This is a genomic window from Lactobacillus kalixensis DSM 16043, assembly GCF_001434335.1.
GTDB classification, from domain to species: Bacteria; Bacillota; Bacilli; order Lactobacillales; family Lactobacillaceae; genus Lactobacillus; species Lactobacillus kalixensis.
This window is the reverse complement of record NZ_AZFM01000055.1, coordinates 1-4,968: the sequence shown is the minus strand read 5'-3', so window position 1 is coordinate 4,968 and position 4,968 is coordinate 1. Positions and strand designations below refer to the sequence as shown.

Annotated in this window: 5 protein-coding genes and 1 pseudogene; 2 read left to right on the top strand and 4 right to left on the bottom strand. The window is 39.8% G+C overall.

Annotated features, from left to right (window positions below; genetic code table 11):
* Positions 1 to 92: 92 nt before the first annotated feature.
* Genes fusA through rpsL form a run of 3 tightly spaced genes read right to left on the bottom strand, consistent with a single transcriptional unit; the run spans position 93 to position 3,114 of the window.
* The gene (gene fusA, locus FC46_RS09440; RefSeq protein WP_057800125.1) at positions 93 to 2,186 is read right to left on the bottom strand and encodes an elongation factor G; all 2,094 of its coding nucleotides are present in this window, start codon (positions 2,184 to 2,186) and stop codon (positions 93 to 95) included.
* 34 nt (positions 2,187 to 2,220) lie between these two features.
* Entirely contained in the window at positions 2,221 to 2,691 is a 471-nt protein-coding gene (gene rpsG, locus FC46_RS09435; protein ID WP_057800123.1) for a 30S ribosomal protein S7, read from the bottom strand.
* 15 nt (positions 2,692 to 2,706) lie between these two features.
* Positions 2,707 to 3,114, bottom strand: coding sequence for a 30S ribosomal protein S12 (rpsL, locus tag FC46_RS09430; RefSeq protein WP_004045589.1), 408 nt, complete (start codon positions 3,112 to 3,114; stop codon positions 2,707 to 2,709).
* 173 nt (positions 3,115 to 3,287) lie between these two features.
* On the opposite strand from rpsL, the pseudogene FC46_RS10480 reads away from it, so the two are divergent.
* Together FC46_RS10480 and FC46_RS10395 are read left to right on the top strand one after the other, a co-directional pair.
* A pseudogene (locus FC46_RS10480) lies at positions 3,288 to 3,530 on the top strand (prepilin peptidase); the annotation flags it as partial.
* A 9-nt stretch (positions 3,531 to 3,539) separates the two neighbouring features.
* A complete protein-coding gene (locus FC46_RS10395; RefSeq protein ID WP_236702315.1) occupies positions 3,540 to 3,947 on the top strand; it encodes a hypothetical protein in 408 nt (135 codons plus the stop codon).
* Positions 3,948 to 4,010: 63 nt separating this feature from the next.
* Here FC46_RS10395 and FC46_RS09420 read toward each other — a convergent pair.
* On the bottom strand, positions 4,011 to 4,968 hold a 958-nt coding region (locus FC46_RS09420; RefSeq protein ID WP_157046826.1), incomplete at its 5' end, for a DUF1542 domain-containing protein.

Here is a 4,968-nt window from a genome sequence, read left to right as displayed (position 1 = left end):
TTAGATAACATCTATCAAGCTGCATAAAGTGTCCAACTTATTATTGCAATTTGCGTAACTCTTTTTTCTCTAAATTCTTTTCAATTTAGAAATTATTCAGCGTTTCCGCCACGCTTCTTGATAATTTCTTCTTGAATTGACTTAGGTGTTGGTGAGTAGTGGTCAAATACCATAGTGAAAGTACCACGACCTTGAGTTGATGAACGCAAAGTAGTTGCGTAACCAAACATTTCTGAAAGTGGAACCATAGCATTCAATACCTTAGCACCTGAACGGTCTTCCATACCATCCATAGTACCACGACGAGCAGTAATTGAACCCATTACATCACCTAAGTATTCTTCTGGGGTAATTACTTGAACCTTCATGATTGGTTCAAGAACTACGGCACCAGCCTTAGGAGCAGCATTCTTCAATGCAAGTGAAGCAGCAACCTTGAAGGCAGCTTCTGATGAATCGACTTCGTGATAACTACCATCGTAAAGCTTAGCCTTAACGTCGATCAATGGGTAACCTGCAAGAACACCATTCTTCATAGCTTCTTGTAAACCTTGGTCAACTGAAGGAATGAATTCACGAGGAACAACACCACCAACGATAGCGTCTTCAAATTCGTAACCCTTACCTTCTTCATTAGGAGTAAATTCGATCCAAACGTCACCATATTGACCCTTACCACCGGATTGACGAACGAACTTACCTTGTGCCTTAGCAGGCTTAGTGAAGGTTTCACGGTAAGCAACTTGTGGTTCACCAATAGTTGCTTCAACGTGGAATTCACGCTTCATACGTTCAACCATGATGTCAAGGTGAAGTTCACCCATTCCGGCGATCAAAGTTTGACCAGTTTCAGCGTTAGTTTCAGCCTTGAAAGTTGGGTCTTCTTCAGTAAGCTTTTGAAGAGCAACATCAAGCTTGTCACGGTCAGCCTTTGACTTAGGTTCAATAGAAACTTGGATAACTGGATCTGGAATTTCCAAACTTTCCAAGATAAGTGGACGCTTAGGATCGGTTAATGAGTCACCAGTAGTAGTGTTCTTCAAACCGATAGCACCAGCGATATCACCTGAGAACACTTCTGAGATTTCAGTACGTGAGTTGGCGTGCATTTGAAGCAAACGACCAACACGTTCACGTGAATTCTTTGATGCGTTCAATACGTATGAACCTGATTCAAGAGAACCAGTGTAAACACGGATGAAAGTCAAACGACCAACGAATGGGTCAGTAGCGATCTTAAATGCCAAAGCTGCGAATGGTTCGTCATCGTTAGCTTTAAGTTCAACTTCTTCACCAGTCTTAGGATCGTGTGCAATATAAGGCTTAACGTCTAATGGTGATGGTAAGTAATCAACAACACCATCAAGCATCATTTGTACACCCTTGTTCTTGAATGCTGAACCAGCAAATACTGGGAAGAAGTCAAGGTTGATAGTAGCCTTACGGATTGCAGCCTTAAGTTCATCGTTGCTGATTTCTTCACCACCAAGGTACTTTTCCATGATAGCGTCATCAACATCAGCAACAGCTTCAATCAATTCTGCACGACGCTTTTCAGCTTCTTCTTTGTATTCATCTGGGACTGGAACAGTGTCCCACTTTGAACCTAATTGGTCTTCATCGTAAATGTCGGCAACCATGTTGATCAAGTCGATAACACCTTCAAAAGTTTCAGCTGAACCAATAGGCATTTGAACGGCATGTGCATTTGCGTTCAAGCGTTCACCTAATGATTCAACAGACTTGTCGAAGTCAGCACCGATCTTATCCATCTTGTTAACGAAAACGATACGAGGAACACCGTAAGTTTCAGCTTGACGCCATACATTTTCAGTTTGTGGTTCTACACCAGCTTGAGCATCCAAAACAGTTACAGCACCGTCAAGAACACGGAGTGAACGTTCTACTTCGATAGTGAAGTCAACGTGCCCTGGGGTATCGATGATGTTAATTCTGTAGTCCTTCCATTGAGCAGTAGTGGCTGCAGAAGTAATAGTGATACCACGTTCCTTTTCTTCGTCCATCCAGTCCATTTGTGAATCACCTTCGTGAGTTTCACCAATCTTGTGGATCTTACCAGTGTAGTAAAGGATACGTTCAGTGGTAGTAGTCTTACCCGCATCGATGTGGGCCATAATACCAATGTTACGTGTTTTTGCTAATGAAAATTCACGCTTATTAGCCATAAATCTTATTTCTCCTTAAATTAAAACGAACAAATTAGAAGCGGTAGTGTGCGAATGCACGGTTAGCTTCAGCCATACGGTGAACATCTTCACGCTTCTTAACTGCTGAACCAGTGTTGTTTGAAGCATCAATGATTTCATTAGCCAAACGTTCATCCATAGTGTGTTCATTACGCAAACGTGCGTATGAAACAAGCCATCTTAAACCTAAAGTAGTTCTTCTTTCTGGACGAACTTCAACTGGGATTTGGTAGTTTGAACCACCGATACGGCGAGCTCTAACTTCCAAAACTGGCATTACGTTGTTCATTGCTTCTTCAAAAACATCAAGTGGTTCCTTACCAGTCTTGTCTTTAACGATATCAAAAGCATCGTAAAGGATTGAGGAAGCCTTTGCTCTCTTACCATCAAGCATCAAGTGATTGATTAACTTAGTAACGAGCTTTGAGTTGTAAACTGGATCTGCTAAAACGTCTCTCTTAGTTACGTGACCTTTTCTAGGCATTATTTAACTCCTCCTTTAACCTTTCTTAGTACCGTACTTAGAACGGCTTTGCTTTCTACCGTCAACACCTGCAGTATCGAGGGCACCACGAATAATATGGTAACGAACACCAGGAAGGTCCTTTACACGACCACCACGAATTAATACAACTGAGTGTTCTTGCAAGTTGTGGCCTTCACCTGGGATGTATGCAGTAACTTCGATCAAGTTTGAAAGACGTACACGAGCATACTTACGCAAAGCTGAGTTAGGCTTCTTAGGTGTCATAGTACCAACACGAGTTGCAACACCACGCATTTGTGGAGCTGGGTTGAATACTAATTCCTTCTTCATACTGTTGTAACCGTAGTTCAAAGCTGGTGACTTTGATTTAGTCGTCTTTGAGTGACGGCCTTTTCTTACCAATTGGTTAATTGTTGGCATTAAAAATTTCCTCCTAATAAATTGGTTTGTTCACATATCCGGGAGTTTCTTTTTTACTCACGAATAGATTGTTCAAAACATACAAGCATTATTGTACTACCTTTTTTCATTAATTCAAAGTTTTTTGAGTAAATTCCCCTATTTTTTGCGTATTTAAATGTAAGGGGGTTGTTATGATATTTTATTTAACTAATTTTTTAATTGGCGCGTGTCTTGCTTCACATGCATGTTTAATTTATGACCGGTTCGACACAGGAGGTGTTGTATTCGCAAGGTCTGAGTGTAGAAATTGTCATTATCAACTGAGTATCCTAGATGAGATTCCTATTCTGTCATATATCTTGTTGCATGGACGATGTCGATATTGTGCCGAGGCAATTCCGTATCAGCTATTGCAATTTGAATTTCTAGGCGGACTAAGTTTTATGCCGATTGACTTTAGCACTCCAAACGGAATGGCTTATACAATTTTTATTTTCTTTCTCTTATTAATTAGTATCTTCGATTATCATGAGGGCGAATTTCCGACATTTTTATTATTTCCGCTGCTCTTAATCGTGCCTTACGCGGATTTGACTGCGATCTCGTTAATTAACCTGCTCCCGATTGCCGCATTACTTGGCTATTTTATTCTTAAAAATCAATTGGGGACAGGCGACTTAATTGTCTATCTCTTTTTCTGTCTGTATCTTGGAGCAACACGTGCAAATATTGCTTTACTGCTAGCATGTTTATTTGCAATAGGCAATTATTTTTTGAGTCAAAAACAAGAAGCGCAGATCTACTTTCTTCCTTATATAATGTTAGGATTTGCGATAGTAAATATTTTTTAGAACAAAACAAAAAGCACAAGATTGTTAAAAATCCTGTGCTTATTTGCTACTAAATTCTAAAAACTAGTGCTTCTTCTTGCGTGAACTGAGTAAGGAAATTAAACCTACAGCACCGATTGCTAGAAGTCCGAGAGCTGTTAAACCTTCGGTATTGCGGCTACCTGTTTCTGGCAAAGTGTTCTTACTGTTCTTATTATTGGTTGCTGCTAATGCAGAACCGTTAACGTTAGAGTTATTACTTTGACCGTGTTCTTTAGTTCTATTCTTTGAAGCGGTAGTACTGTTAGTACGTTTAGTTCTATTAGACTTCTTATCCTTAGAAAGATTTTCTCTCTTAGGAGTAATACTTTCAATAGATTCAACACCACGCTTTTTGGCTGCATCAACATCAGCAGCTGATTTAGCGTTCTTGATGTTTTCAATTGCCTTAGCTGCTTCTTGGTCAACAAGATTCTTCATTCTTGACTTTTCGTCATCAGAAACGTTTAAGCCATCGATTTCAGACTTCTTGTTGTTAGCTGCCTTAGTAATTTCATCAATTGCGCTAGCTTGATGATCAGCCAACTCCTTATCCTTGGAAGTGTTCTTATCATCGGTTGAAGTATCAGAATTAGTATTGGTGTCAACATTAGTTCCGGTACTGTCGGTATTGCCTGTATTGGTATTATCATCCCCACCAGTAGTTGGGATCTTGATCTTATCAATTGCATCTACACCGTCTTTTTCAGCCTTAGTCACAGCTTCATCAGTAGTAGCGTTCTTGATTGCTTCCTTAGCCTTTTCAGCTTCCTCATTAGCTTGATTAATTAAATCTTGCTTTTGATTATCTGACAAGTTTGAAGCATCGTTGATTTCTTTAGTTTTATTAGCCAAAGCTTCATCGATTGCCTTATCTGCCTTGTCTTTTGCTGAAGAAGTAGATGGAACTTCGACACTGTTGATGTTCTTAATACCATCATTCTTAGCAGTTTCTACTGCTTCTGAAGTAGTAGCTTCTTTAATTGCATTCTTGGCATCATTA